This is a genomic window from Paenibacillus sp. FSL H8-0122 (assembly GCF_038005345.1).
Classification (GTDB): Bacteria; Bacillota; Bacilli; order Paenibacillales; family Paenibacillaceae; genus Paenibacillus_AQ.
On sequence record NZ_JBBOTB010000001.1, the window covers coordinates 83,534 to 108,859 of the forward strand.

General features: G+C 55.5%; 24 protein-coding genes. 18 read left to right on the forward strand and 6 right to left on the reverse strand.

What is annotated here, in order from left to right; genetic code table 11:
• Positions 1 to 159: 159 nt before the first annotated feature.
• Positions 160 to 1,455 (forward strand): Nramp family divalent metal transporter, encoded by a 1,296-nt coding sequence (locus NSS64_RS00480; protein WP_341142740.1) that lies wholly within the window; start codon positions 160 to 162, stop codon positions 1,453 to 1,455.
• A 76-nt stretch (positions 1,456 to 1,531) separates the two neighbouring features.
• Here the strand turns inward: NSS64_RS00480 and NSS64_RS00485 are convergent, their stop codons facing one another.
• The 4 genes from NSS64_RS00485 to NSS64_RS00500 all read right to left on the reverse strand — a co-directional run bounded on the left by NSS64_RS00485 (position 1,532) and on the right by NSS64_RS00500 (position 5,397).
• A complete protein-coding gene (locus NSS64_RS00485) occupies positions 1,532 to 2,056 on the reverse strand; it encodes a putative immunity protein (protein ID WP_340937871.1) in 525 nt (174 codons plus the stop codon).
• Positions 2,057 to 2,232: 176 nt separating this feature from the next.
• A complete protein-coding gene (locus tag NSS64_RS00490; protein ID WP_341138867.1) occupies positions 2,233 to 3,549 on the reverse strand; it encodes an ABC transporter substrate-binding protein in 1,317 nt (438 codons plus the stop codon).
• Positions 3,550 to 3,670: 121 nt separating this feature from the next.
• On the reverse strand, positions 3,671 to 4,507 hold the full coding sequence (locus tag NSS64_RS00495) for a carbohydrate ABC transporter permease (protein ID WP_341138868.1): 837 nt from the start codon (positions 4,505 to 4,507) through the stop codon (positions 3,671 to 3,673).
• On the reverse strand, positions 4,507 to 5,397 hold the full coding sequence (locus NSS64_RS00500) for a carbohydrate ABC transporter permease (protein ID WP_209876702.1): 891 nt from the start codon (positions 5,395 to 5,397) through the stop codon (positions 4,507 to 4,509). The genes NSS64_RS00495 and NSS64_RS00500 overlap by 1 nt, the downstream gene beginning before the upstream one ends.
• A 145-nt stretch (positions 5,398 to 5,542) precedes the next feature.
• Between NSS64_RS00500 and NSS64_RS00505 the strand changes: the two genes are divergently transcribed.
• The 3 genes from NSS64_RS00505 (at position 5,543) to NSS64_RS00515 (ending at position 10,111) form a co-directional block, all read left to right on the forward strand.
• Positions 5,543 to 7,369, forward strand: coding sequence for a sensor histidine kinase (locus tag NSS64_RS00505; RefSeq protein WP_341138869.1), 1,827 nt, complete (start codon positions 5,543 to 5,545; stop codon positions 7,367 to 7,369).
• A gap of 49 nt (positions 7,370 to 7,418) precedes the next feature.
• Positions 7,419 to 8,999 (forward strand): response regulator, encoded by a 1,581-nt coding sequence (locus tag NSS64_RS00510; protein WP_341138870.1) that lies wholly within the window; start codon positions 7,419 to 7,421, stop codon positions 8,997 to 8,999.
• A gap of 107 nt (positions 9,000 to 9,106) precedes the next feature.
• A complete protein-coding gene (locus NSS64_RS00515) occupies positions 9,107 to 10,111 on the forward strand; it encodes an HD-GYP domain-containing protein (protein WP_341138871.1) in 1,005 nt (334 codons plus the stop codon).
• A 7-nt stretch (positions 10,112 to 10,118) separates the two neighbouring features.
• Here the strand turns inward: NSS64_RS00515 and NSS64_RS00520 are convergent, their stop codons facing one another.
• Positions 10,119 to 11,285, reverse strand: a complete 1,167-nt coding sequence (locus NSS64_RS00520; protein WP_341138872.1) for an N-acetylmuramoyl-L-alanine amidase — start codon at positions 11,283 to 11,285, stop codon at positions 10,119 to 10,121.
• A 228-nt stretch (positions 11,286 to 11,513) separates the two neighbouring features.
• Here NSS64_RS00520 and NSS64_RS00525 point away from each other — a divergent pair, with 228 nt between their 5' ends.
• The 3 genes from NSS64_RS00525 to NSS64_RS00535 all read left to right on the forward strand — a co-directional run bounded on the left by NSS64_RS00525 (position 11,514) and on the right by NSS64_RS00535 (position 13,185).
• Positions 11,514 to 12,515 (forward strand): TIR domain-containing protein, encoded by a 1,002-nt coding sequence (locus NSS64_RS00525; RefSeq protein WP_340937883.1) that lies wholly within the window; start codon positions 11,514 to 11,516, stop codon positions 12,513 to 12,515.
• A gap of 4 nt (positions 12,516 to 12,519) precedes the next feature.
• On the forward strand, positions 12,520 to 12,747 hold the full coding sequence (locus NSS64_RS00530; RefSeq protein ID WP_341138873.1) for a hypothetical protein: 228 nt from the start codon (positions 12,520 to 12,522) through the stop codon (positions 12,745 to 12,747).
• Positions 12,748 to 13,005: 258 nt separating this feature from the next.
• The gene (locus NSS64_RS00535; RefSeq protein ID WP_341138874.1) at positions 13,006 to 13,185 is read left to right on the forward strand and encodes a hypothetical protein; all 180 of its coding nucleotides are present in this window, start codon (positions 13,006 to 13,008) and stop codon (positions 13,183 to 13,185) included.
• A 450-nt stretch (positions 13,186 to 13,635) separates the two neighbouring features.
• On the opposite strand, the gene NSS64_RS00540 is transcribed toward NSS64_RS00535, so the two are convergent.
• Entirely contained in the window at positions 13,636 to 14,784 is a 1,149-nt protein-coding gene (locus NSS64_RS00540; RefSeq protein WP_341138875.1) for an LLM class flavin-dependent oxidoreductase, read from the reverse strand.
• Positions 14,785 to 15,177: 393 nt separating this feature from the next.
• On the opposite strand from NSS64_RS00540, the gene NSS64_RS00545 reads away from it, so the two are divergent.
• The 11 genes from NSS64_RS00545 (at position 15,178) to NSS64_RS00600 (ending at position 25,263) form a co-directional block, all read left to right on the forward strand.
• Positions 15,178 to 15,954 (forward strand): ABC transporter ATP-binding protein, encoded by a 777-nt coding sequence (locus tag NSS64_RS00545; protein ID WP_341138876.1) that lies wholly within the window; start codon positions 15,178 to 15,180, stop codon positions 15,952 to 15,954.
• Between the two features lie 102 nt (positions 15,955 to 16,056).
• Positions 16,057 to 16,878 carry an ABC transporter permease gene (locus NSS64_RS00550; RefSeq protein ID WP_341138877.1) on the forward strand — a complete coding sequence of 274 codons (822 nt, stop codon included), beginning with the start codon at positions 16,057 to 16,059 and terminating at the stop codon, positions 16,876 to 16,878.
• 14 nt (positions 16,879 to 16,892) lie between these two features.
• Complete coding sequence (locus tag NSS64_RS00555; RefSeq protein ID WP_341138878.1) at positions 16,893 to 17,780, forward strand: ABC transporter permease; 888 nt, start codon at positions 16,893 to 16,895, stop codon at positions 17,778 to 17,780.
• A 49-nt stretch (positions 17,781 to 17,829) separates the two neighbouring features.
• Entirely contained in the window at positions 17,830 to 19,437 is a 1,608-nt protein-coding gene (locus NSS64_RS00560; RefSeq protein WP_341138879.1) for an FAD-binding protein, read from the forward strand.
• Positions 19,434 to 19,766 carry a ferredoxin family protein gene (locus tag NSS64_RS00565; RefSeq protein ID WP_340937898.1) on the forward strand — a complete coding sequence of 111 codons (333 nt, stop codon included), beginning with the start codon at positions 19,434 to 19,436 and terminating at the stop codon, positions 19,764 to 19,766. The genes NSS64_RS00560 and NSS64_RS00565 overlap by 4 nt, the downstream gene beginning before the upstream one ends.
• 53 nt (positions 19,767 to 19,819) lie before the next feature.
• Positions 19,820 to 20,884, forward strand: a complete 1,065-nt coding sequence (locus tag NSS64_RS00570; protein WP_341138880.1) for an ABC transporter substrate-binding protein — start codon at positions 19,820 to 19,822, stop codon at positions 20,882 to 20,884.
• 29 nt (positions 20,885 to 20,913) lie between these two features.
• Positions 20,914 to 21,714: an alpha/beta hydrolase family protein gene (locus NSS64_RS00575; RefSeq protein WP_341138881.1), complete on the forward strand. Its 801-nt coding sequence runs from the start codon at positions 20,914 to 20,916 to the stop codon at positions 21,712 to 21,714.
• 44 nt (positions 21,715 to 21,758) lie between these two features.
• Complete coding sequence (locus NSS64_RS00580) at positions 21,759 to 23,366, forward strand: FAD-binding protein (protein ID WP_341138882.1); 1,608 nt, start codon at positions 21,759 to 21,761, stop codon at positions 23,364 to 23,366.
• Complete coding sequence (locus NSS64_RS00585; protein ID WP_209876726.1) at positions 23,363 to 23,725, forward strand: 4Fe-4S dicluster domain-containing protein; 363 nt, start codon at positions 23,363 to 23,365, stop codon at positions 23,723 to 23,725. Before NSS64_RS00580 ends, NSS64_RS00585 begins: the two co-directional genes overlap by 4 nt.
• 311 nt (positions 23,726 to 24,036) lie before the next feature.
• Positions 24,037 to 24,711, forward strand: coding sequence for a Na-translocating system protein MpsC family protein (locus tag NSS64_RS00595; RefSeq protein ID WP_340994531.1), 675 nt, complete (start codon positions 24,037 to 24,039; stop codon positions 24,709 to 24,711).
• A gap of 150 nt (positions 24,712 to 24,861) precedes the next feature.
• Positions 24,862 to 25,263: a response regulator gene (locus NSS64_RS00600; protein WP_340937905.1), complete on the forward strand. Its 402-nt coding sequence runs from the start codon at positions 24,862 to 24,864 to the stop codon at positions 25,261 to 25,263.
• Positions 25,264 to 25,326 lie beyond the last annotated feature (63 nt).

Below are 25,326 nucleotides of genomic sequence, written 5' to 3' on the forward strand. Positions count from 1 at the left end.
GGTGGAGGATTAGGAGTGCAGGCATTACATGAAAACCCAATGAAAATACATTTACATTTCTCATTTTGAGGATTATAATAAAACCAGATCAAATGTTGCACCAGGGAAACTTTCGTGTGTATAGACAACTTTTTCTCGGCAAGAGGAGGACAGAACATGATGGAGCAAAATACCGCAGTAGAATCATCCCCTATACTAAAAACTCATACCAACAAACATTCGGCGCAATCGGTGCTTAACGGAGATGTCAAGGGACTGAAGAGACTTCTTCCTTTTCTGGGCCCGGCTTTTATAGCTTCCGTAGCTTATCTGGACCCCGGCAATTTCGCCACCAATATAACCGCAGGCTCGAAATACGGGTATCTGCTGCTCTGGGTCATCTTCGCCTCGAATCTGATGGCCGTACTGATTCAATCGTTATCCGCCAAGCTTGGCATTGCGACTGGCAAGAATCTGCCGGAGGTCGCGCGGGAGAAATTCCCGAAGGGCGTGTCGATTTTCCTCTGGATTCAGAGTGAAATCGTCATTATCGCCACCGATCTCGCTGAATTCATCGGCGCGGCGCTCGGACTCTATCTGTTGTTCGGGATACCGATGCTCCCGGCTGCACTGATTACCGCTGTAGGGTCATTCGCCATTCTGGAGCTTCAGCGGCGCGGGTACCGTACCCTGGAGGCCGGAATCGCGGGAATGGTGATGATCGTGGTGCTGGCTTTTGCATTCCAGGTCATTATGGCGAAGCCTGATGCGGGCAGCGTGGTTGCCGGCATGTTCACTCCAAGATTCGAGGGCGTGGACAGCATCCTGCTGGCTGCCGGGATTCTCGGCGCAACGGTGATGCCCCATGCGATCTATCTGCATTCTTCGCTAACCCAGAGCCGGGTTGTCGGGATTGATGAACGGGAGAAGAAGCAGATTTTCCGGCTGGAATTCATCGATATTCTCATTGCCATGCTGATTGCCGGTGCGGTCAATATGGCCATGGTCATTGTGGCCGCCGCACTGTTCTTCAAGAACGGCCTGGTGGTCGAGGACCTGGATGTCGCTTTCGAGCAGTTCCGCAATCTGGCAGGACCCGTTACGGCGGTCTCCTTCGGCCTGGGCCTGCTGATCGCAGGGCTGTCCAGCTCGTCAGTGGGTACGATGGCCGGTGATGTGGTCATGCAGGGCTTCATTAATAAAAAAATCAATCTCTACCTCCGCCGGGCGATCACCATTATCCCGCCGCTCGTCATCATTGCCTTGGGCGTTAACGCAACCAGCGCACTGGTAATGAGCCAGGTCGTCCTGTCCTTCGGGATTGCCTTCGCCCTGATTCCGCTCGTCATCTTCACCAGTGACCGTCGGATCATGCAGGGGCTGGTGAACCACCGGATCACTACCATTCTCGGCTGGATGATCTCCGCCCTGGTGGTCGCGCTGAACCTGTTCCTGGTAGTGGAGATGTTTGTGTAACACGCTATAACAGATTATCCAGGAGGTCGTCCTTTAGCCATAAAATGGCTTGAGAGGAGGGCCTTTTGTTTTGATTTCAGCCTAAAAGCTCTGTTAACTTTAATTGTCGTTCCCGTTCCTTAGTAGAAGCATCTATAGAGTTATTCGTTAAAGAATTCGTTGTCTTTATTGCGTAGTCACTGCTAACTAAAGCATGTCCCCTCATATGTCCTGTTGCAATGGCTTGGGCGAAGGAACGCGCAGCATGTTTGCTAATCTCTGTTTTGGATTCTTTCGCCAAGTCATTCACTACAAATCCAACCTTTCGTAAATCGAAGGCTCGAATCCTTCCGTCTATTCGTTTTTGTAATGTCTCAATCCCCAGAAGTATTCGCGGGTCCTCCTTTAAAGAGTCATCAAGATAATCTAAGTACGGAGTAGCTACTCGCAAAGCCCATTCCGCAAGTAACTTTTGCGGCATTTTTTCAAGAGCTTCTTCAATTCGATTCCGCAAATTGCTGTTATCTATGATTTTTATTTTAGGGCTGCTATGTTTAAATTCGATTTGTGCTTCTTTTAATATCTGCTCATGCGTATTCCATGCATAGTCTTCTAATTTCACTGAAAACACTCCTATCCTTTTGAACAGAGGGGTATGGGGATATAACAAATTTTACATCCAAAATTTATAAGGATGCAAACTGCCCTTGGATGTCAGCCGCATACCCCAAAAAGGAGTGCCACAGTACCGTTTGCCGGCTGCTGAGGACACCCCTAGTCTAAAAAAAGGCTTCCATCCTATTGCTTCACAATATCCTGCACAGCCTTATCCAGCTTCTCCAATAGCTGATCGTGGTTCAACTGTCCGCCGAGGTACTCCTGCATGGCTGCGCCGAAGCCCTGGGTGACGCCGTCAGGGAACATATCCCAGTTCCAGCCCAGCGCGCTCGCAGACTTCTCTTGCACGGCAACGGCGACCTGGCCGATATCAGCGGCATCTGCGGTGATATTGGCTTCCGCCGGGATGAACTTGAATTCCTTGGTCAGATACTTCTGGCCGGTTTCCGAGCTGACCATCCAGTTCAGGAAGGCCTTGGCTTCCTCCGGATGTGCGGATTTGCTGTTCACGATATAGTTGTTAGGCACGCCTACCAGGATGGTGCCTTCTTCGTTATTGATCGGGAGCGGGAGGAGGCCCAGGTTCAGAGCCGGATCGATTTTGTCGATATCGCCTTGCGTCCAGTTCCCCTGCAGCATCATGGCGGCCTTGCCGGAGGCGAATTCAGCCACCTGGGTCGCGTAATCGGTAGTCATCTTGTTATCCTGGGCGTTATCGAAGATCACATCGACGAGATCCAGCCATTGCTTGAAGACGGCATTGCCCTTGATGGTCTGTTTGCCTGCCTTGACATCGTCAATGAATTGCTTCGGATCAGGCTGGTGCGCCATGCCCACGTTAACAAGGTGAATCCCCATGGACCACCACTCATTGGTCGCTTCAAACGGCGTGATGCCGGCGGTCTTCAGCTTGGCTACGGCATCCTTGAGCTGCGGGAGTGTCTTGGGCTCTTCCGTTATGCCGGCTTTGGCGAACAGATCCTTGTTGTAGATCAGCCCGTAGCCTTCTACATTCATAGGCATGCCATAGAGCTTGCCGTCTACGGTTGCCGGTGTCTTGGCAGTTGGGATCAGCTGGGCGGCCCAAGGCTCATTGCTCAGGTCAGTGGCGCGGTCCATATAAGGAACAAGGGCTGTATACCCGCCGTTATTGAAAATCTCAGGCTCAGAGCCGGAGGCAATCTCAGCTTTCAGCAGCGCGCCGTAATCCTCACCGCCGCCATGCGTTTCGACTTCCACCTTCACCCCCGTCTCCTTCTCATATTCTTCAGCGAGTGCATTCAGCTGCTCGGCAATCTCCACCTTGAACTGGAACATCTTGATGGTAACATCCTTGGCAGGCGCTTTGCCGGCTTCCGGTGCTGCGGATTCGGTTGACGCGTTAGGGGCATTCGTAGCGCTTCCATTGCCTGCGGAATTCGTATTGCCGCTGTTCCCGCAACCTGCGATAATGAGGGTGCAAACGGTTGCCATGATGAACGCGAACTTTCTTTTCATAGAATAACCTCCCTGGTCTGTGGTTCCTGCTCTTAGAGCGTAAAGGAATGGATAGATGACTTACACTTCATATGTTGCTCGAAAAAGTGGATATTATTGCGGAGGGAAGCCTGCCCTAAGATCATCCCTTAATGGAGCCTGCCGTCACGCCTTCCACAATATAACGCTGGAGTGACAGGAAGAACAAGAGAATAGGCGTGATCGCCATGACGAGACCCGCAAGGGCCAGATCCCACTTCTTGGTGTACTGACCGAAGAACTTGGTCACAGCTACGGGCAGGGTCGTCAGATCCTTATTCCCGCCGATCACCAGGACAGGCAGCAGATAGTCATTCCAGATCCATAGCGTATTCAGGATAATGACGGTTACAATAATCGGCAGCAGCAGCGGGAAGACGATCCGGAAGAACACGCCGTAAGGATTCGAGCCGTCCACCCGCGCGGCTTCCTCCAGCTCAAAGGGCACCGTCTTGATGAACCCGTGGAACAGGAAGACCGACAGCGGCATCCCGAAGCCTAGATAACAGGCCACAATGCCGTACAGCTCGCCGCGCAGCTCCAGCAGGCTGGTCACCCGGACCAATTGCAGCATGAGCGACTGGAACGGAATGATCATCGCCGAGACCAGCAGCAGGAACACGAAGGCATTGAAGCGCGTCGGCTTGCGCACAATCTGATAAGCGGCCATCGAGCTGAACAGGACGATGAAGATTACACTGAGAATCGTAATTTGCAGAGAATTGAAGAAGGCCTGCGGGAAGTTAATGGCATCCCATACCTTGGAATAGTTACTCCAGTGGAACACCTGCGGCCAGGAAGCGGCATCGATCAGGATGTCCTTCAGCCCTTTAACCGAATTACTCAGAACCAGATAGAACGGCGACAGGAAGACAATAGCCAGCAGAATGGCGGCAATTTCGAGGACGAAGTTGCCCGGGCGGTAGCGGCTGCTGTTCATTAGGCGGACACCTCTTTTCGTTTGGTAAGCCAGACCTGGGTGACGGTGATCAGGGAGACGGCGGCGAAGAAGAGCAGCGCTTTGGCTGTACCCAGGCCATACCGGTTGTTGATCAATGCCTCCGCATAAATGTTATAGGCCAGCGACTGGGTCGAGGTGCCCGGTCCGCCTTTGGTCAGCGACAGGTTGAGGTCGAACATTTTGAAGGCATTGGAGGTCGTCAGGAACAAGCAGATGGTGATCGCCGGCATAATCAGCGGGATGTAGACGCTCTTGAACAGCTGCGGAGCGCGTGCACCGTCTATGCGGGCCGCTTCAATGAGATCCTTCGGAATCCCGGCCAGCCCGGCAATATAGATGACCATCATATAACCGGCCGTCTGCCAGACGAACACAATGACCAGACCCCAGAACCCGGTGCTTGGCGTGCCCAGCCAGGGCAGCTGGAAGAACGAAATCCCGGTCAGCTCGCCGATCGTAGCGAAGCCCTTGGTGAAGATGAACTGCCAGATGTAGCCGAGCAGAATGCCGCCGATCACATTGGGCATGAAAAAGACGGTACGGAGCAGCTTCTTCGTCTTCAGCGTAGTCATTAGAATGAAGGCCAGCAGCAGCGCAAGCACGTTGGCAGCGACCACTGAGATCACGGTGAAGCGCAGGGTGAACACCAGGGACTCCCAGAACTTATCGTCATTCATGAAAATCCGTTTCCAGTTGGCCGCGCCGGTCCAAACCGCTTTGTCCAGATCCAGCCCGTTCCAGTCCGTGGAGGAATAGTAGAAGCCGAGGAAGAACGGGGTGACCACAATGGTCAGGAAAAAGAGCAGACAGGGGCCGAGAAATACGATTTGCTGTCCCCAGCCGCGCTGCATACGCAGAGTTTTTCTCATATGGATTCTCCTTAGGGTAAGATAACTACGGGTTCACAGCTTGATTATAGAAAGCCCGGGCCACCGCTAACACTTCATTTCATGCCGGGAAAAGTGGATTATATTGCAGGCCATACGGCTCACACAACTTGTAGGAGGTTCCCCCATGTTCAAGAACAGCATCCGGACACGGCTGATGGCCTTAGTGCTGCTGGCGTCAGTGATCCCGTCAGGCATCTCTGTGACCTTCTCTTATCTCTATACGAGGCAGTCGGTTACGGACCAGTCCGTGAAGCAGAATACGAAGCTGCTGACGCTGGGGGAGGCGAATCTCCGGAGTTATTTCAGCGGCATGAACCAGCAGGCGATGTCGCTCTACAGCGGGATCAATGTTCCCAGCTCCTTCTATACCACCCTGCTTACCGCCAAAAGCGCTGCCCAGGCCCCGCCCGGCACGATTCTGCCGGACACCCGGGCCATCATCTCCACCCAGCTGTACAATCTGTTTCTCTCCGACCGCAATACGTATCAGATTCATCTGTACGTGAGGGCTGCCAGGCAGTCTAACCTCCTGCTTAAGGGATACTTCCGCCGCGAGGATAACGGAGACTACGCCGCGAACGGCCATGCCGCAGGGACGTACCGCCCTTATCTCGAAGTGACGCACATGGATCATCAATACGGGGTGAAGTCCGGCTTCCCGAATCTTAAGCCGGGGAGTGTGCCGGTCTTTACCGCCCATTTTCCGATCTACCGGACCCCCAGTGACAGCGTACTGGCGGATCTGTCGATTGATTACAGGCTGGAGGAGCTGAAGGGCATCGTGGAATCGATGTACAATTCGGACACAGAACGCCTGTATGTGCTGAATGAGCAAGGCGAGGCGCTGTTCGCCTCTGGCCCGGGCTGGATCGGGAAGCCGGTCACAGCGGGCTGGAGCCGTCTGCCCGCAGAGCAGGACAGCGGGCATTTCGCCTGGAAGAAGGACGGCTTCCAGGGGATTGTAATGTACAAGCAGATCAAGGACCCTTTGTTCAGCGGAAGCATTATCAAGCTGGTGCCCTATGAGGATCTCTACACAGATGCAAGGGTAATTACCCGGTTCAATATGGGCATCGGACTGCTGTTCCTGCTGATCGGGGGCATCAGTGCCGTGCTGATCTCCATCGGCTTCACCCGTCCGATCAAGAAGCTGATTCACTTCACCCAGAAGGTGCAGACCGGCCAGCTGGATGCGCATATGGAAGCTGAGCGGGAGGACGAGTTCGGGCTCCTCACCCGCAAGATCACTGGCATGACCCGTACGATCAATGAACTGATCGTTAAGGAATACCGGCTGGAGCTGGCGAACAAGACGAATCAGCTGAAGGCGCTCCAGGCCCAGGTGAACCCGCATTTTCTCTACAATGCGCTGCAATCCATCGCCAGCCTGTCCTTGCGCTATAATGCGCCGAAGGTGTATGATCTCATCTATTCCTTGGGCAGCATGATGCGTTATTCGATGAATACCGAGCGTACCCGGGTACCGCTGCGTGACGAGATTGAGCATGTGCAGAACTATATGATTCTGCAGACGGAGCGGTTCGGCGAAGAGAATCTGCGGCTGGAGGTGGAAGCGGGACCGGAGGCTCTGGAGCTGATCCTGCCGAAGATGATCCTGCAGCCGATTGTGGAGAATATCTTCAAGCATGCCTTCGCTGACGGCATAAGCGGGGGGCTGATCCGGATAGAGTGCAGGCTGGAAGAGGCGGCCAGCCTGGTGCTTGCCGTGAAGGATAACGGCCGGGGCATGAGCCCGGAGCGGCTGGAGGAGATTACGGCCTGCCTCAGAGGCAGCAGCCAGCAAGGCCAGGAGGAGATCGGCCTGTACAATGTGCTGGCCCGCCTGCGGCTCCAGTACGGCAGCGCAGCGGAGATGCAGCTTAAGAATAATGAAGACGGCCAGGGGCTTACCGTTACGCTGATTATTCCGCTGGAGGAGATCGGCGGTTAATTCCGGCGGCTTTTGCGAATAGAGACTATTTCTTGAAGGAGCGGCTGAGATGAAGGTGCTGATTGTAGATGATGAGAAGCATGTGCGGGAGGCCATCCGTTACTTTGTTCCGTGGGACAGCTATAATATCTCCGGGATCTATGAGGCGACCAACGGGCAGGAGGCGATACGGATCATGCAGGAGCATCAGCCGGCCGTCGTCTTCACGGATATGCGGATGCCGCTGATGGACGGGGCGGAGCTGCTGGAATGGCTGCACCGTCATTATCCGCATACGAAGACGATTGTCATCAGCGGGTATCAGGATTTCAATTATGTGAAGCCGGCTATCGTATATGGCGGTACGGATTATCTGCTGAAGCCGCTGAACAGCAAGCAGCTGATTGCCTCTGCGGAGCATGCCTTCAAGCTGTGGATGGAGGAGGAGGCGGAACGGAAGCGGCGTCAGCGCCAGAATATGCAGCTGAACGCACTGCGTCCGCTCTTCTGGGATAAGATGCTGTCCGATCTGGTAAGCGGACAGGCCTCCTTCCATGAGCTGAAGCTGGCCCTCTGTGAAGAGCTGGGGATGCCGATTGGGGCGCAGGAATGCAGGATCGCCGTCATCCCGCTGCAAGGCGCAGATTGCCATCTGCTGCGGAGATTCCATGGAGATGTGGCCTTGACAGCCTTCGTGCTGGCCAATGTCTGCAATGAAGTGATGGCAGAGGGCCAGAGCGGCTACGCCTTCCGCAACTGGCAGGGCGGGGGCGAGCTTGTAGTTCTGCTGTGGAGTGCTGTAGTGCAGGCGGAGGAGATGCTTACCCGCATGAATGAAGCCATCCGCCGGGCGTTCGGCGTTCAGCTGGATATCGGGCTTAGTCCGGTGAACCCGTTGCCGGAGGGGCTGCGGTCTGCTTTTGAACAGGCAGGCCAGGCGCTTGCGGAGCGGAATCTATTGCAGCGGGACGGGCGCATTCATCCCTTCAGGAAGCGTGAGGACGGGCGTGGACCTGCAAACGACTACGGCCTGGAAGAAAGGCTGGACAAGCTTAGAGTCGCCGTCTTGTCCGGCGATCTGGAGCGGATGGAGCGGGTGGCGGAGGAGTGGGCCGGACATCTGGCCGGGCTGCCGCTGCTAACAGAGCGCGTTCTGCTGCATCAGCAGACGGAGATGCTGGACGTTCTGAAGCGCTGGCGGCCGGAGGCAGAGATTAGCCTGGAGCGCTGTTATGACGCTGAAGGGCTGTTCTCGGTGGAGAACTGGCAGTGCCGGCTGAAATCGCTGCTTCACCACTTGTCCAAGGGCAGTCCGCAGACGCCGGATAGCCGGCTCGTCCAGGAGATCAGGGAGTACCTGGACCGGAACTATGCGCAGGAGATGACGCTGCAGCATATTGCGGAACGCTTTTTCATCAGCAGGGAGAATGTATCTCGCAAGTTCAAGCAGATCACCGGGGAGAATCTGTCGGATTATCTGACCGGCCTCCGGGTGGAGAAGGCGAAGACGCTGCTTCAGAATACGAATCTGCGGCTGTCGCAGATCGCGGAGCTGGTGGGTTATGAGGATGAGAAGTATTTCAGCCGTGTCTTCAAAAAAAACGCCGGAATCACGCCAAGAGAATACCGCAAGCAGGAGGAAGAAGCCTGAGTATGTAAGGTTCGTTGACTGCCTGTCAGGATTTCCCGGCCTGCAACCGATAATAGCTATATGGGCAATAAATACATAGCTGCGGTTATTGGGGAGGGCTGGATAGTATGGACAATGATCTGGGAAGAACGATTAAGAATGACCTGATTAATGCCTACGGAGTGACTGTAATTCCGGCGGGAAGCAGACTGAATGCCGAGCATCTGGAGCTTATCCGCAAACAAAAAATCGACAGGTTCGACATTCTTTTTGCAGATGAGGCTGACCAGGCGCCCTCCTATCAGAAGATGGTCAACAGTACAGTGGACCTGTCCAAGGAATTATTCGAATCCTACCGGATCTCCCGCAAAATCCCGCTGGCGGATATCCGCAAGGAGGTGCTTCCGGTCATCCAGGAGATCTCACGCAACCCGGATATCTTCGCCTTGTTCCATTCGGTGCAGGGCAAGGATGATTATACATATGAGCACAACATCGGCGTTGCAGTGCTCTCTACCCTGATCGGCAGATGGCTGGAGATGAGTGAAGCGGAGCTGTCCGTGCTCTCCATGGCGGCAACTCTGCATGACATCGGCAAGCTGAAGGTCCCCTCAGAGCTGCTGAATAAGCCCGGCAAGCTGACGGACGAGGAATTCAGCCAGGTGAAGAAGCACACGGTCTACGGCTACGAGATTCTCAAAGAAACCACCGGAGCCAATTCACGCATTGCCCTGGTGGCGCTTCAGCATCATGAGCGAAATGACGGCAAGGGATATCCGCTGGGCCTGAAGGACGAACAGATCGATCCGTACAGCAAAATTGTGGCCGTGGCGGATATTTTTCATGCGATGTCCAGCAAACGTCCGTATCATGAACCGACGCCGTTTCATATGATTGTCGATCAGATGAGAAGAGGCAGCTTCGGTGCGCTGGACCCGCATATTGTAACCGTTTTTCTGGAAAATATCGTGAAGCGGTCAGTTGGGCGTGAAGTGGTTCTAACCGATGGCCGGGTCGGCGAGATTGTCTACTTGAACCCGCATGATATCGAGACTCCGCTGATCCGTATCGGGGATGAATATATCGACCTCAGCAAAAGAACGGAGCTTAACATCCGGGAGATCAGCCTCTGATTCCTCTCTACTTGTTGAAATAATCGGCCACTCCCTCAGCGACCGCCTGAGCCGCCTTCCGCTGATAAGCCGCCTTGCGCACAATCGCTTCGTCGTACGGGTTCGACAGGAAGCCCAGCTCTACAAGGGTAGCCGGCAGCGGATTCTCCCGCAGAATATGATAGTCGCCGAAGGAGAGACCGTTGCTGCGCAGGCCGATGCCCTCACCCAGCCGGGTCTCCACGGCCCGGGCCAGCCGCAGATCATTCTGCTGCGAATAGAAGAAGGTCAGCGTGCCGGAGACATTCTTCGGCGATGAATTATAATGGATGCTGACAAAAGCATCCGCACCGAGCTGCCGTCCAAGCTGCACCCGCTGGGAGAGCGCAGGCTTCTGCTCCCCGCGGGTCCGGGTCATCTCTACTCTGGCTCCCTTGGCGGTCAGATAATCCCGCAGATACAGGGAGGTCTGGAGCGTCAGATCCTTCTCCATCGTGTTATAGGTTGTCCCGAGCATGCCCGGATCGGTGCCGCCGTGGCCAGGGTCCACTATGATCAGCTTGCCCCGGATGCTGCCGGATTTCCGTACGACACTCGGAGTCTGGCTATTCGAGCTGACTGTGCTTGCGCTGCGGACGGCTCCGCCCGACAGATACTGGGAGGATACCCAGCCGACGGTTCCTCCGGCTGTACGGACCCGCGACCATTCCCCCTGGCGGAGCAGAATGGTCACCTTATTGCCGGATTGCAGCGATCCCACGACCTCGTGGCCGGTTCCCGGACCTCCCCGCATGCGCAGGGAAGAAGCTGTAACGACAGCCGTTCCGCTGGAGACCGCTGAGGTCTTCACAGCCGACTTGGCGGATGCCTTGGAGGCGGAGGAGCTGGCAGAGGTGCTGGAGCTTCCACTGGTGCGCTTCAGATAATAACCGGCTACCCAGCCGGAGACAGAGCCGGCCCGGACCTTGAGCCAGCCATGCTGCTCTTCGGTGACGGTAACAGTGGCACCGCCAGCCAGAGTGCCTGTGACGGCGGCGCTTGCAGCAGGCTCACTGCGTACATTCAGGGAGCTGGCGTACACTTTGGCCGAGTAGGCCGTTGAAGCGTAAGCTGTGGAAGACGGCAGGACAGGTGCCAGTATGGATGAAGTCAGCAGACAGGCTGACAGGACTGCAGTATGTAATTTTAGTCGCATACAAATAAATCCTCATTTCCCGGAGAGATAAACTTCTATTACCCGTTTCATCGGCCGGAGAATACCGAAAATTTAAAATTGAAGATAAATAATTGCTCTGAATACCGCTAACAACGCTGCTAGTTACATTCCATTGCTGCTGCCCAATATCGCTCTAAGCCCTATTCGTTGGCAGGAAATGTCTGTATAATTATTACATATTGGGGAAACAGACAAAGGAGTGCCGCCGTGATCAGACCTAGATTATTCATTGGTTCTTCCAGAGAATCTATCCGCTATGCCAGAGCTATCCACGAACAGCTGAAGCGGACCGCCGAGGTTCATCCGTGGTATGCCGCTGCTTTCCGGCCGAATGAATACACCATGGAAGCGCTGGAGCGGAATCTGGATATCAGCGATTTTGCCGTCTTTGTGTTCTCGCCGGATGATGTAGCCCGGATTAGGGGTAAATATTATTATGTGACCCGGGACAACACCCAGTTCGAAATGGGCCTGTTCTGGGCGCGGCTGCGGCGCGGCCGGGTCTTCTGCCTGCTGCCGGATCAGGTACCCGCCCGTAGTGACCTGATCCCGGGTGAGAATGTGGAAGAGTATCATCTGCTGTCGGATCTGTCGGGACTAACCCCGCTGGAATATGAGTGGCAGCATGACAATGTTACAGCGGCGGTGGATGTGAGCTGCGGCAAGATCATCGACAGTATTCAGGCGCAGGGGATGTACCACGACCCGGCTGTAGAGCTGCTGCAGCTGCGGGCAGAGCTTAGGCGAAAAGAAAGTATCCTTCACTTCTTTTGGCAATATAATAATAATGTGACGCCACCGCAGGCAGCCGAGAAATATCAGGCACTGAGCGAAGCCGTCCGCAATTCATTCCTGCCCCCGGAGGATTGCCGGGTCATCGGAGCCGCCATGTGGCGGGCCGAAGCGGAAGCAGGCCTGAAGCAGGTCGGCGGCAATGTGGGACGCGGGCAGATGTATCCGTTCGCCGCCTTCGAGGACGGGAGCGTGAAGCCGGGGGTGCTGGATGCCTTTCTGACAAAAGAATGGACTTTTTTACAGCGTACGGAAGTTGCGGAGGTATATATCCTATGCTATCCTTTAGGGGAGAACCATGTGCTGTCCGTGCACTTCTCGGGAAGTCAGCGATTATCGGCAGAGGATATTACAGCAGTCGTGGCCTATAACCGGGATTTGTTCCGCACCGTCAATCATTTAGTGGGAGGGGACTAACAGGATGAAGAATATGAAGAATGCCGTTAGTGTATCCAGTACTGTCCGCCGGTCTGCAAGCGGTGACGGCAACAGCGCGGGAGGCAAAGGCCGCTCCAGACGCAAATCCGGCTCCAAGCTTACGCCCTCGGCGCCAAGCGTGTATTTGGCACCATCCGTGGAGGGTGGCGACGACGAGTACAAGAAGCTGGTCAGCGGTAAAGTGGATAATAACAAGCCTTCATTTGCCTGAACATTGGCTAAATCATACTATTGAACAGGTCCCCAGCAATCGCTGGGGGCTTTTTTGTCCTTTGAACGAATGGCGGAACGACGAACGAATGAAGGAACGAACGGCCGCCGCCCACTTAGGTTATGCGCTCTCCTGATGCGCCTGCTCATCCGTGACATCCTCCGTCTGCCTGGTCTTGAATTTAAACTAATATAAGGAATTAGGGTGATATGTGAACTCCGCCGGAAGCGGGCTGAGTGCTGCGGGGTGGATTAGAGGGTGAAGGGGATAGGGATAGGGAAAATGAAAGAGATAAATCCCCTTGGCGGCGCTGAAAGTGGGCTGGAAGAGCAAATGAAAGGGATAAATCCCATTGGTGGCGCTGAAAGTGGGCTGGATGAGGAAATGAAAGGGAAAAATCCCATTGGTGGAGCTGAAAGTGGGCTGGACGGGGAATGAAAGGGATAAATCCCCTTGGTGGCGCTGGAAGTGGGCTGGATAGGGGAAATGAAAGGGATAAATCCCTTTGGTGGCGCTGAAAAGTGGGCTGGATGAGGAAATGAAAGGGATAAATCCCCTTAGTGGCGCTGAAAGTGGGCGGGATGGGGAAATGAAAGGGAAAAATCCCCTTGGTGGCGCTGAAAGTGGGCGGGGACGGGGGAGGGCAAGTTAGTTGAATGAGAAAATCAGGTGCATAAGTGCACCTGAATCGAGTAGAAGTTGGTTAAATGAGCAAATGAGGAGCAGAAGTGCACCAGATTCCGGCAAAAGGTAGCTAAAGGAGGAGATTAAGGTGCACTAATGCACCCGATTCCGCAGAAAGTGGGCGGTGAGCGGAAATGAGGAGCACTAGTGCACCTGCTCCCGCCAAAAGAAGCCGCCCATTAACCGGGCGGCCTCAGTACAGGTTTATTGCGCGGAGGAAATTCCGCGCTGCTTCTTCGCAACCTCGCGGCGCACCACCGGGGCGACCTCGGTGGCGAGCAGCTCGATGGCGGCGGCTACCTTGGGGTAGGGGAGACCGCCGATGTCGAGCTGGGTCATGAAGCGGTTATGGCCGAACAGCTCATGCTGATAGAGAATCTTCTCAATAATCTGCTGCGGGCTGCCCACGGCCAGGGTGTTGTCCGGCGAGGTGAACCGGCCGAAGTCGCTGCGGGAGATCCGGTACTCCTGACCGGGACGCGGGCTGATGCTATTACGGTAGCTGTAGTAATAAGGGTAATACTCATCGAGTGCCTGCTGTGAGGTCTTGGCGATGTAGCCGTGGCTGGTGATGGCGATCTTCAGGTCCTCCGGCTGGTGGCCGGCGGCAGCCCCGGCGCGGCGGTAGGTGCCGGCCAGATTCTGAAAGGGCTCCGGGCTGCCGCTCAGGATAGCGATAGCCATGCCGATGCCAAGGGACCCGGCCTTCTCGGCACTTTCGGCTGAGCCGCCGATGCCGACCGAGAGCGGCAGCCTCTGCTGCAGCGGACGTGGAGCGATCTCGGCGTTATGCAGCGGGGAGCGGAATTTACCCTTCCAGTTCATGACTTCATGCTGGTTCAGTGTGAGCAGCAGGTCGAGATTCTCGCTGAACAGCTGCTTGTAATCCTCTAGCTCGTAGCCGAACAGCGGGAAGGATTCCAGGAAAGCGCCGCGTCCGGCAATGATCTCGGCCCGGCCGCCCGACAAGAGGTCCAGGGTGGCGAAATCCTCGAAGACACGGACCGGATCAATGGTGCTTAGCACGGTCGTAGCGCTGGTGAGCTTGATCCGCTGTGTAACCTGGGCAATAGCTGCCAGGACAACGGGCACCGATGAGATTACGAAATCCAGCCGGTGATGCTCGCCTACGCCGAATACATCGAGCCCGGCTTCATCGGCCAGCTTCGCGGCTGCAATGACTTCCTGCAGGCGTTGGGAGGGGCTGATCCGCTGCCCTGTATGGCAGTCGGTAACAATATCGCCTAATGTATAAATGCCGAATTCAAACTCCGGCAGGCATGCTTCTTTTTCTTGAGCATCAGCTTGTGTATTTGCTTGCGCATTAGCTTGTGTATTCCCTTGATTGTTCATGGTACAGACCCCTTATAATCCAGAATATTGAGCAGCAGTTACTTGTAAGCTTGTCCGTTAGTGCAAGGATATAGCCTAGTATATCATAATTACTTACTAATTGTAAGTATATGAGTGGAAGTTTGCGATTATCCCATTAAGATGGGCTGCTTCCTAGTTGCTGTTTCATAATTTCAAAAGGATGTCAGCATCAAATCAAATTAATCCGCTCGGATATTATGTATTTTTATTGACAGATCATCTAATGGATGATATTTTAAATTTACAAATTCCAATCAATTTACTTTGGATTATATTTTACCGACTGTACATACAGAGGTGCCTGCGTGATTGCTGCGCGAGGTTCCTCTGTTTTTTGTTACTAAGGGAGTTCAGCCAGAAGGAGGAGCAGATATGGGAGAGGCTTTGTTGTCTATCACAGCACTGAATAAGCACTTTGATGCCGCTGGAGGTAAGGTGCAGGCGCTGGAGGATGTTGAGCTGGAGGTGCAGGAGGGCGAGTTCATCACGGTGATTGGACCCAGCGGCTGCGGCAAAAGTACCCTGCTCCGCATCATTGCCGGTCTGGATACCGGCTATACCGGCAGTGTTACTCTGGAGGGAGCAGCGATCAGCGGGCCGGGAATCGATAAGGGGTTTATTTTTCAGGAGCACCGCTTGTTTCCCTGGCTTACGGTAGAGAAGAATATTGCCTCGGATCTGCCGCTGGGCAGGCCGGATATCCGGCAGCGGGTAGATGAACTGATTGAGCTGGTGAAGCTCGGCGGCTTCGAGAAGTCCTATCCCCGTGAGCTGTCGGGTGGGATGGCCCAGCGGGTAGCGATTGCCCGGGCGCTGCTGCGCAGTCCCAAGGTTCTGCTGCTGGATGAGCCCTTTGGTGCGCTGGATGCTTTTACCCGGGCGCATATGCAGTCGGTGCTGCTCGACATTTGGCGGCGGAACCGGACGACGATGATATTGGTGACACATGATATTGATGAAGCCGTGTTCCTGGGGAATCGGGTGGTGATTCTGGAGCCCCGACCCGGACGAATCCGCAAGATCGTTCCCATAGACCTGCCGTATCCGCGCACCAAAACGACAACCTCCTTTCAGGAGCTGCGGCTGAAGGTTTTGAATTACTTTGAGAAGGTAGAGGAGCTTGAATTGAAGGACGGAGCCGGAATATAGAGTGGATACAGATTCTTACTGTGGAAAAGTGAGGGGATGTGCCGACTTATATCCGACTTAATCCATGCGAATATATTAAATAATTCTCAAGGAGGGACAGTCATGGCAGAGCGGACTGTAGCGGCAGGGAATGCCGGAAGAACAGGACGGCCTGATGGACCCGGAAAAGTGGTCATTGCCGGTCTGGGGCTGCTGCTTCCGGCAGGGGTGCTGATCCTGTGGCAGATTCTGGGCCATTACGGAGTGATCTCGGAGATGCTGTTCCCGACACCTTATACGATTGTCCAGTCGTTCATTACGCTGGCGTCTACCGGAGATTTATGGAGCAACCTCAGAATCAGTGTCGTGCGGGCATTATCAGGATTTCTGCTTGGCGGCGGGCTCGGCCTGTTCTTTGGCATACTGGTCGGATTATTCCGCCGGTCGGAGAAGCTGCTGGACCCCTCGCTGCAAATGATCCGGATGATTCCGAGCCTTGCCGTAGTGCCGCTGTTCATTCTCTGGTTCGGCATCGGCGAAGAATCCAAGGTGCTGCTGATTGCCAAAGGGGCGTTTTTCCCGGTCTACATCAATACCTTCATGGGTATACGCGGGACGGATAACAAGCTGTTTGAGGTAGCCAGAGTGCTTGGCTTCAGCAGAGGGAAGCAGATTGTAAGGCTGGTGCTGCCTGCGGCGGTGCCGAATATTATGCTCGGCGTACGTTTGTCGCTGGGACTCTCCTGGCTGGGACTGGTGGTTGCGGAGCTTATTGCTTCTACCTCGGGGATTGGCTACATGATGTCGGATGCCCGCCAGTTTGCCGATACGCCGGTTGTATTTGTCGGAATTATTGTATTTGCCGCTGTCGGACTGCTGAGTGACACGATTGTCCGCCTGATCGAACAGCGTCTGCTCCGGTGGCGGGACAGTTATCAGGGATAGGGGGGAAGAACAGCATGAGTGAAGGGATAGAAGCCATAATCAAGACAGCCAAGGGCGTAAGGGAAGCCCGTGATTATAGCGGAACTGCTTCAATTACTACGGCTAACAACAAGACAGAGACAGATTCTGTACTCTGGAAAAAGCTTCTGTATGACTGGGGAGCCGGAGCAGTGATTCCCTTTGCGGTACTAGCCGTATGGCAGCTTGCCGGGAGCGCAGGCTGGATCTCGCCGGAGTTCCTTCCGGCACCGCTGACGATCCTCTCCGCATTTGCGGATCTGGCCGTTAGGGGGGAGCTCCTCCATCATCTGGGCGTCAGCATCGGACGGGCGGGCACCGGATTCCTGATTGGGGGGATTCTCGGCCTGCTGCTGGGGACATTAACCGGCCTGTTCCGCAGCGCTGCCTATCTGCTGGACCCGAGTGTTCAGATTCTGCGGCTGGTTCCGCATCTGGCGATTGCCCCGCTAATTATTCTGTGGTTTGGCTTCGGGGAGATTTCGAAGGTGGTTATTATTATGAGCGGCTCCTTCTTCCCGCTCTATATTAATACCTTCATGGGCATCCGGGGAGTGGACAACAAGCTGTTCGAAGTGGCCCGGGTGCTCGGCTTCAGTCCGCTGCAGAAGCTGCGGCGGCTGATCCTGCCGGCTGCGCTGCCCGGCATTCTCCTGGGACTGCGCTTGTCGATGGCTGTGGCCTGGATCGGTCTGGTGGTTGCTGAACTGATCGGATCACAGTCCGGGGTTGGATTTCTCATTAATGAAGCGAAGCAGAATTCCAATACGGCAGTTATTTTTGTCGGAATACTTATTTTCGCCGTGGTCGGCAAGCTAATCGATTCTCTATTCCGCGTCATCGAACGCAAATTCCTGCACTGGCGTGACAGCTACCAAGGTTAAAGACGGGCTAATGCAACGCTAACGCTAATGAAACCAAGGGGGAAACAACATGAACCAACCGGCACTGAAGGAAGCATTGAAACTGACAGCAGATGTACTGGTCATCGGCGGGGGCCCGGCAGGAACATGGGCGGCACTTACAGCCGCAGCCAAGGGAGTGAAGGTGATTCTGGCCGATAAGGGCTACTGCGGCTCCAGCGGTGCAACGGCCCCGTCGGGCACCGGGGTCTGGTATGTGAAGCCGGAGGCAGAGCTGCGCGAGTCGGCGAAGGCCAGCCGTTATGCTATGGGCGGTAAGCTGGCGGAGCACCGCTGGATGGACCGGGTGCTGGACCGTACCTATGAGAATATGAACAGACTGGGCGTCAGCGGCTATCCGTTCCCGGTGGATGAGGAAGGCAATCCATACCGGCGGGGCCTGCAGGGACCTGAATATATGCGTCTGATGCGTAAGCTGGTGAAGAAGGCAGGTGTGAAGATTCTGGACCACAGTCCCGTGCTGGAGCTGCTCGCCGATGAGCACGGGGTAGCCGGAGCGGCCGGCGTGCAGACCCAGAACGGAGAAGCTTGGAGTGTGCATGCCGGGGCGGTGGTTATCGCTACCGGGGGCTGCGCTTTCCTCAGTAAGGCGCTGGGCTGCAACGTCCTGACGGGTGATGGTTACTTATTCGCTGCGGAAGCAGGGGCGAGCCTGTCCGGCATGGAGTTCTCCAACGCCTATGCGATCTGCCCGACCTTCTCCTCTGTGACGAAGACCGCGTATTACAGCTATGCCAGCTTCTATTATGAGGACGGTAGTGTGGTGGAAGGAGCGGGCTCCAAGAAGGGCCGTTCGGTCATTGCCAGGAATCTGCTGGCGGGCCGCCAGGTGTTCGCGAAGCTTGACGGAGCCGACGAGGCCTTGCAGCCGCTGCTGCGGGTGGCGCAGACCAACTTCTTCCTGCCGTTTGACCGGCGGGGGATCAATCCCTTCAAGGACCTCTTCCCGGTAACTCTGCGGCTGGAGGGGACCGTCCGGGGGACAGGCGGCATCCGGATTACAGACGAGAATTGCGGCACGGGTGTTCCAGGGTTATATGCCGCAGGGGATGCGGCTACCCGGGAGCTGATCTGCGGCGGATTCACCGGAGGTGGCAGCCATAATGCCGCCTGGGCAATGTCTTCCGGCTCCTTCGCCGGAGAAGGGGCGGCAGCCTATGCAGCCGGACTCGGGCGGCATGCGGATCACCGCACACCCGTCGGGTTATCCTCTTCACCGCTGGTTCACCAGGAAGTGAAGGCGGGAGCGGCGGCCAGAACCGCAGAATATGTGGAGGCTGTGCAGGCAGAAGTCAAACCGTACGATATTAATCTGTTCCGTACAGAGCAGGGGCTGGCCTCTTCGCTGGAACGTCTGGACGGACTATGGAAGGAGCAGCGCAGCCGGGAAATCCAGCGTACGCCGGAAGGTATGAAGGCGCGTGAAGCCGAAGCGATGACGGCAACGGCACGCTGGATGTACAGCTCCGCATTGGCCCGCACCGAAACCAGGGGAATGCATAAACGGGAGGACTTCAAGGGAAGTGATGACAGCCAGCATCACCGCTTGATTAGCGGCGGACTGGATCAGGTATGGGTGAAGACTGAAGAGGTAGCGAAGGAGAGTGTATTGTTGTGATTGAAGTCATCAGCGCTGACCGGTGTGTAGAATGCAACCAATGCGTATCCGTCTGCCCGACCAATGTATTCGACCGGGTAGATAATGGAATTCCTGTTATCGCCCGGCAGAGCGACTGCCAGACCTGCTTCATGTGTGAGCTGTATTGTCCGGTGGATGCGCTGTATGTTGCTCCGGATTCCGAGGGAATTACCGGGATTACAGAGGCAGAGCTGGAGGAGCAAGGCCTGCTTGGAGGCTACCGCGAGAAGGTAGGCTGGGGCAAGGGCAGACAGCCGGTGGCTAGTCATGACTTCATGGTTAAGCTGGCGGCGCGGGCAGGATTCTGATTTCTGATATGCGATAACAACATCCAGTAGACGACTGAGGGGAGAATACAGCAATGAGCAGATTGTACAGAGAGATTACAGGTATATGGAGCAAAAGGGGACGCCTCACGCTGATTACAGGTATGGTGATGATCATGCTGGTACTGCAGGCTTGCGGTAATAATACGGGGAGCAGCAGCTCAGCAGCAGGCAGTGGAGGTACCAATACCGCTGAAGCGGCTGGCGATAAGGCTTCAAGCAATGTTCCGGCCGTGCTGAATTACGGATTCATTGGCTCCAATAAGCTGAATCTGCCGGGAGGCGCGGAAGGCTGGGGCCTTTACAAGGGTATTATTCAGGAAGAGCTGAAACCATACGGAATTACCGAAGTCAAACTGACAGGCTTCCCGAACGGGCCGGATCAGACGGAATCCTTAATCAGCGGAAGACTTGATTTCGGCAGCCTCGGGGATACCCCGGCGATTATCGCCTACGCCTCAGGAGCCAAGACCCGGCTGATCGCCCAGACTTCAGCGCATACAGTCGGTTATCTGATCGGCAAGAAGGACGGGCCGAAGACGGTGCAGGAGCTGAAGGGCAAGACGATTGCCATCCAAAAAGGTTCGTTTATGCACCGTTATGTAGTCGGCTTGCTGAAGCAGGAGGGCGTAACTGATTATAAGCTGGTTCACATGCTGATTCCCGATGCAAGCGCAGCACTGGCCCGCGGCGATGTAGACGCGACCACCAATAACGGTGTGGCAGCGCTTAAGCAGATTGAGCAGGGGTACACCCATTTGGATGATGCCTCGCAGCATCCGGATCTGCTCGGTAGCAGCGCTACCGTAGTGTCAGAGGAGTACCTTGCGAAATTCCCGGATTTCCCCAAGGTCTGGAATGCGGCCCGGGAGAAGGCACTGGCCGACCTGAAGCAGCATGAAGATGAATATTATGCATTCCTGGCTGAGATCGGAGATACCACCCCGGAACTCGCGAAGCAGGTCAATCCAATCAGTGATATCAAGGATACAGCCTTCACAGATGACGGTATTAAGCTGCTGGAGGGCACCAAGAACTTCCTCGTCGATGAGAAGCTGGCCAAGAAGGATTTCAATATCAGCGATTGGCAGCTCAAGTAATTCAACATAGGGAAACGGAGGGAATGCCGATGTCTCATGAAACCTTAACTTTTGAACATTTCAAGCTGCCGCTGGAGAATGGGCTGTATCTGGAAGGTGAGGTACGGCTCCCTGCGGGGACGGCAACGAAGCCCGTACTCCTGATCAGCCATGGCTTCAGAGGGCATAAAGATTGGGCGTTCTGGCCGGAGGTCTCCGGCAGAATTGCCGGAAGCGGGTTCTACACCGTAAGCTTCAATTTCTCGCGTATCGCTGCCCGTGATGCTGACGGGATCAGCCCGGAGGAAGCAGCCGAAGCGGCCACGCTGAGCAGGGAGCTGGCGGATCTGGAGCAGTTGCTCCATAGCCTGCTTGAAGGCAGGCTGCCGCTTGCCGGGCTAGCCGACACGGAGCGGATAGCGGTTCTGGGGCATAGCCGTGCAGGCGGGAGCAACATCCTGTTCGCGGCAGAGCATCCTGAGGTGAAGGCGCTGGTAGTCTGGAACGGCGGTGCTGCACCGCAGCCTCGGCAGGGTGAAGGTCCTGCGGCGCTTACGCCGCAGGAGCAGGCGGTCCGGGAGGATCAGCTGCGGAATAAGGAGCGTTTCAATCTGGAGGAAGCGCTCAGCAGAGTATCGGCTGCTGCGCTGCTGATTCAGGGTGATCAGGACCGTGATGCCCTGCTGCAGCAGCATGCCGGCTTCAGGGAACAAGCGCCGCAGCACCGGTACCTGAGCATCCGGGGTGCAGATCATACCTTCGGCACGGTAGATCCGTACGAAGGCTCCACCTCTGCGCTGAATGAGGCTGTCACTTCGACGATAGCATTTTTGCAGGAGAAGCTGGCCTGATCTTATTTCTACATTTCAAAGAACCATGAAGAGGAGGAAGCGGAATGCCGCAGCAACAGCAGGCTACAACAGATGTTCTAGTGCTGGGTGGAGGCCCGGCCGGAGCATGGGCGGCATGGAGTGCAGCTTCTCAGGGAGCGAAAGTGATCCTGGCCGATAAGGGATATCTCGGAACAAGCGGGGCTACCGCGCCGGGGGGAACGACGCTGCTGGTGATTCCGCCGGTGGCAGAGCTGCGGGAACAGGCCGTGCAGGACAGACTTAAGGCCGGCGGCTATCTCTCGGAGAATGCCTGGATACACCGTGTGCTGGATCAGGTCGAGCAGAATCTGCAGCTGGTAGAGGAATGGGGGTATCCCTTCCCGAAGGATGAGGAGGGCAGGCCGCTGCGGACGCATCTGCATGGCCCCGAATACATGAAGATTATGCGCAGAGTGGTGCGCAAGGCGGGAGTGCGCATCTGGGATCAATCGCCGGCACTGGAGCTGCTCCATGATCAGCACGGCGTGGGTGGCGCCCGCGGAATCAACCGCCTGACCGGAGAGAGCTGGGAAGTGAAGGCGAATGCGGTGATTATGGCTACGGGCGGCTGCGCCTTCCTCAGCAAGGGGCTGGGCTGTAATGTGCTTACCGGTGAAGGGCTGCTGATGTCAGCCGAAGCCGGTGCCGAGCTGTCGGGTATGGAATTCACCCGGCAATATGCTCCGAGCTTCGCGGACGGAACGGTAACCCGCGGGCGGATGCTGGCCTGGGCCACGCTGTATGATGCTGCGGGAAGGCCGCTGCACCGGGGCGACCGCACCTTTGGCAGCATTCCCGAGCTGATGATGAAGGGCCCGGTCTATGCTTCTCTGGATTTGGCTGATACGAAGGAGAAGCAGGAATTCCTCCGCAATGCCCACCCGATCTTCTTCATGCCGCTGGAGCGGGCGGGGATTAATCCGTTCAAGGATAAATTTCCGCTTACGCTCCGCTATGAAGGCACGATGCGCGGCACGGGCGGCCTGCGCCTGACCGGCCCCGGGTGTGAAACCTCGGTGCCGGGGCTGTATGCGGCAGGCGACGCCGCCTCCCGCGAGAAAGTGACCGGCGCCATCTCCGGCGGCGGCGCCTACAATGCATCCTGGGCCATCTGCAGCGGCAGCTGGGCAGGACGAAGCGCGGCGCGGCACGTTCTGCAGCAGCCGCATCCGGCGGAGCGCCGGATGCTCCGCGCGGCGGGCCGCTACGGCATGCCGGCTGGCGCCGGCACCTCACGGACGCTGGACGCGAAGCCGCTGATCGCGGCGGTCCAGCAGGAGATCCTGCCGCTGCGGATCAATTACTTCCGCAGCGAGCCCGTAGTCGCTGCCGCCCTGCAGTGCCTGAACCGCCTGATGCCCGAGCTGGGCGGGCAGGTGCCTGCCACGGTTCAGGGCATCGTGCAGTCACGTGAAGCGGCCGCTATGCTGAATGTCGGCCGTTGGATCTACACCGCTGCGCTGGCCCGCAAGGAGAGCCGCGGCCTGCAGCGCCTGGCCGAGTATCCGGCGCTGGACCCGCGCCAGACCCACCGCCTGATTCTCTCCGGCGTTAATACGATCGGTATCCGCACGGAAAGTGTGCCTCATGCCCATGAGCTGCGGATTCCGGGAGAGGAGCGGGCCATATGATTGAGCTGGTTAGCCAGGACCGCTGCATCGGCTGCAGGCTGTGCGTGAAGGTCTGTCCGACGAATGTCTTCGCGATGGAGGGCAAGCTTGCCGTCATTGCCCGCCAGGAGGATTGCCAGACCTGCTTCATGTGCGAAGCTTATTGTCCTGTCGATGCATTGTATGTGGCACCACAGGCAGATAAGTCTGCGAACCCGGATGAGCAGGAGCTGATTGAATCCGGCCGGCTGGGCAGCTGGCGGAAGGAGATCGGCTGGAATCCGGGGGCGGAGGACACGATGGCAGAGCGGGACACGACACCGTTCTTCGAGGTCTTCACCGAAGCTTACCGCGGCAAGCAGCAAGAGATAGGCAAGTGAATTCACAGGTGTTCCGCAGCCATGCCGGCAGCGGAACACCTTTTTGAATATATTCGCTTCTGACTGACGGGTGCATGTTCTTGTACGTTTCGGCCGTGTCTAAGTAATATGACATAATTTGGGCAATACTAGGAGCACGCCGATACATATAGAAGCAGGCTAAGCTGCTGCAGAAAAATATAAATTATTTTAATATATACGAACTGGGCGGCTACCGATTATACTAAGTTGAACGAACCGTTTCTTCAGCAGGCGGAGCGTCTCCCCAAATCTACACACAGACACTACAATATTATGCTGGAGGAAATTGAATGAGCACTACAGAACTTACTAGCCAACTTTCCAGTTTCACAGGAAGGCTACTGCGGGAACGCTTCGGGAAGGGACCTGAATCGATACATGCCTCTATCGGGGAGCAATGTATAGCACTGCATATCCGTAATTTCATCGGACCTGTGGAGAGGTTTTTATTGAATAAGGAAGAAGAACAGGCGTTTCGTTATACACGGGAGCTTCTGATGAAGTCCCTGCTTCCCGAGCTTGCAGCGTACCTGAAGGAGAGCATGGCTATTGAGGTCGGCGAGCTTTTTTATGATTGGGGCATTCATAACGCATCGGGGATGATCGTGGCGCTCATCAAGAATGACGACGTACCGATTGATGATTATGCCGGGCGCGAGGAAGTCCATCTCCAGATTAACGAAGTAACTAGGAAGGTCCAGAAGGAACCGGTCCATACGGACTCCTGGTGGCTGGGACCCCGCATTCTAATTATTAAGCGTGAGGGTATCATGATTCCTTTGGAGAAGGAATTGATTGGCCTCGGCTATGAGAATACGCTTAAGACTACCAAGCGCAAGATGGAGAAGCGTTACTTGGATGATACCACCACTATAGCCCAGATGCTTGGCAAAGAGCTGGCGGATATTTATGTGGATTGGGATTTCGACAAAGATACCAGCGTGATAGCCTATACTTTTCACTGAAGTCTAACCATATATGAGGTGGAAATGAGTCGGACATGTAAATGAGCCGAACATGAGCCGAAGAAGGGGGAATAGTCCCTTTCTTCGGTTTTTTTATTTTCTGCCCATCTGCCGTTAGGGGTGCTGAGACTTTTTAGGAGGATAAGCTGGATGGAGGAGTGTAAGTGGACGGTATTATATGTAGAAGATAATCAGCTCAATATGGCCTTAGTACACCATATCTTCAAAAGAAATCTGCCCTCCGTATTGCTGCTGAAGGCTGAAACGGCAGAGCTTGGACTGCAAATAGCGCGGGAAGCTCTGCCGGATCTGATTATCCTGGACATCGGGCTTCCCGGACTTAACGGGTATGAAGCTCTGGAAATACTGCGGCAGGATCAGGCAACTTGTCATATTCCGGTGCTGGCGACGAGCGCGTTTGCGCAAAGCTCGGATATTGAGAAGGCCCGGAAGAAGGGCTTTGCCGAATATATCACCAAGCCCTTTCAGGTGAAAGCGTTCACCGAAACCGTGAAAAGGCTGCTCTACGGAGAAGACCTGCAGAAGATTTAGCTTGAAATAGCAACAAGGGATTCATTAAGGTGGGGAGCTGGGGAGATCTCTGTCTGGCGGCGG

What these genes read in the sequence shown, in the direction of transcription:
- NSS64_RS00480 (WP_341142740.1), top strand. Translation starts at nt 160, where the DNA reads ATGGAGCAAAATACCGCAGTAGAATCATCCCCTATACTAAAAACTCAT.
- NSS64_RS00490 (WP_341138867.1), bottom strand. Translation starts at nt 3,549, where the DNA reads ATGAAAAGAAAGTTCGCGTTCATCATGGCAACCGTTTGCACCCTCATT.
- NSS64_RS00495 (WP_341138868.1), bottom strand. Translation starts at nt 4,507, where the DNA reads ATGAACAGCAGCCGCTACCGCCCGGGCAACTTCGTCCTCGAAATTGCC.
- NSS64_RS00500 (WP_209876702.1), bottom strand. Translation starts at nt 5,397, where the DNA reads ATGAGAAAAACTCTGCGTATGCAGCGCGGCTGGGGACAGCAAATCGTA.
- NSS64_RS00505 (WP_341138869.1), top strand. Translation starts at nt 5,543, where the DNA reads ATGTTCAAGAACAGCATCCGGACACGGCTGATGGCCTTAGTGCTGCTG.
- NSS64_RS00510 (WP_341138870.1), top strand. Translation starts at nt 7,419, where the DNA reads ATGAAGGTGCTGATTGTAGATGATGAGAAGCATGTGCGGGAGGCCATC.
- NSS64_RS00515 (WP_341138871.1), top strand. Translation starts at nt 9,107, where the DNA reads ATGGACAATGATCTGGGAAGAACGATTAAGAATGACCTGATTAATGCC.
- NSS64_RS00520 (WP_341138872.1), bottom strand. Translation starts at nt 11,285, where the DNA reads ATGCGACTAAAATTACATACTGCAGTCCTGTCAGCCTGTCTGCTGACT.
- NSS64_RS00530 (WP_341138873.1), top strand. Translation starts at nt 12,520, where the DNA reads ATGAAGAATATGAAGAATGCCGTTAGTGTATCCAGTACTGTCCGCCGG.
- NSS64_RS00540 (WP_341138875.1), bottom strand. Translation starts at nt 14,784, where the DNA reads ATGAACAATCAAGGGAATACACAAGCTAATGCGCAAGCAAATACACAA.
- NSS64_RS00545 (WP_341138876.1), top strand. Translation starts at nt 15,178, where the DNA reads ATGGGAGAGGCTTTGTTGTCTATCACAGCACTGAATAAGCACTTTGAT.
- NSS64_RS00550 (WP_341138877.1), top strand. Translation starts at nt 16,057, where the DNA reads ATGGCAGAGCGGACTGTAGCGGCAGGGAATGCCGGAAGAACAGGACGG.
- NSS64_RS00555 (WP_341138878.1), top strand. Translation starts at nt 16,893, where the DNA reads ATGAGTGAAGGGATAGAAGCCATAATCAAGACAGCCAAGGGCGTAAGG.
- NSS64_RS00560 (WP_341138879.1), top strand. Translation starts at nt 17,830, where the DNA reads ATGAACCAACCGGCACTGAAGGAAGCATTGAAACTGACAGCAGATGTA.
- NSS64_RS00570 (WP_341138880.1), top strand. Translation starts at nt 19,820, where the DNA reads ATGAGCAGATTGTACAGAGAGATTACAGGTATATGGAGCAAAAGGGGA.
- NSS64_RS00575 (WP_341138881.1), top strand. Translation starts at nt 20,914, where the DNA reads ATGTCTCATGAAACCTTAACTTTTGAACATTTCAAGCTGCCGCTGGAG.
- NSS64_RS00580 (WP_341138882.1), top strand. Translation starts at nt 21,759, where the DNA reads ATGCCGCAGCAACAGCAGGCTACAACAGATGTTCTAGTGCTGGGTGGA.
- NSS64_RS00585 (WP_209876726.1), top strand. Translation starts at nt 23,363, where the DNA reads ATGATTGAGCTGGTTAGCCAGGACCGCTGCATCGGCTGCAGGCTGTGC.
- NSS64_RS00595 (WP_340994531.1), top strand. Translation starts at nt 24,037, where the DNA reads ATGAGCACTACAGAACTTACTAGCCAACTTTCCAGTTTCACAGGAAGG.
- NSS64_RS00600 (WP_340937905.1), top strand. Translation starts at nt 24,862, where the DNA reads ATGGAGGAGTGTAAGTGGACGGTATTATATGTAGAAGATAATCAGCTC.